The sequence below is a fragment of the Burkholderia sp. Ac-20392 genome (assembly GCF_017104585.1).
GTDB lineage: Bacteria > Pseudomonadota > Gammaproteobacteria > Burkholderiales > Burkholderiaceae > Burkholderia > Burkholderia lata.
The window spans coordinates 1-967 of sequence record NZ_JAAGPB010001046.1; the positions used below are offsets into that span (position 1 = coordinate 1).

A 967-nucleotide genomic window follows, 5' to 3' on the forward strand; every position below is an offset into this window, starting at 1 on the left:
TCCGGCCGAGCGCTGGGTGTTCCGTCGCGGCGAAAGCGACACGGGCGCGCCGTTCGCCCCCGCGCTGCGCTTTACGCGCTGACCCATCTGACCGGCGGCACGGCACGCGCCGTGCCCCTTCGTATCGACCGCACTGACTGCACTGACCGACCACACCGGAACCGACATGACGAACCTGCTGATCCGCAACGTCCGCCCGAGCGCCGACGCCGCGCTCGACATCCTGATCGAAGGCGATCGCATCGCGCGCATCGGTCCGTCGCTCGACGTGCCCGCTGGCTGCGTGATCGAGGACGGCGCGGGCGCGCTCGCGCTGCCCGGCCTCGTCGAAGGCCACACGCACCTCGACAAGACGCACTGGGGCATGCCGTGGTATCGCAACCAGGTCGGGCCGCGCCTCGTCGACCGGATCGAGAACGAACGCCACTATCGCGCGACGAGCGGCCATGACGCGGGTGTCGCGTCGCTCGCATTGTCGCGCGCGTTCCTCGCGGCCGGCACGACGCGCATCCGCACGCACGTCGACATCGACACCGAAGCCGGGCTGCGGCATCTGCACGGCGTGCTCGCGACGCGCGAGACGCTGCGCGGGCAGGTCGAGATCCAGATCGTCGCGTTTCCGCAATCGGGCGTGCTCAAGCGGCCGGGCACCGATGCGCTGCTGTCCGAAGCCCTTGCCGCCGGTGCCGATCTGCTCGGCGGGCTCGACCCGTGCGCGATCGAAGGCGATCCGGTCGAAGCGGTGGACGTGCTGTTCGCGATCGCCGAGCGCCACGGCCGCGGGCTCGACCTCCACCTGCACGAGCGCGGATTGATGGGCGCGTACTCGCTCGACCTGATCCTGCAGCGCACGGCCGCGCATGGCATGCAGGGCAAGGTGACGATCAGCCACGGGTTCTGTCTCGGCGATATCGCCGAACGCGAGCGCGATGCATTGCTCGCGCGGATGGCCGAACTCGGCGTAGAG

At 70.3% G+C, this 967-nt stretch carries 1 protein-coding gene; it reads left to right on the plus strand.

Annotation, left to right across the window (positions count from 1 at the left end):
* Positions 1 to 166 precede the first annotated feature (166 nt).
* The coding region (locus tag G3N99_RS40680; RefSeq protein ID WP_346778525.1) for an amidohydrolase family protein at positions 167 to 967 on the plus strand (801 nt) is incomplete at its 3' end.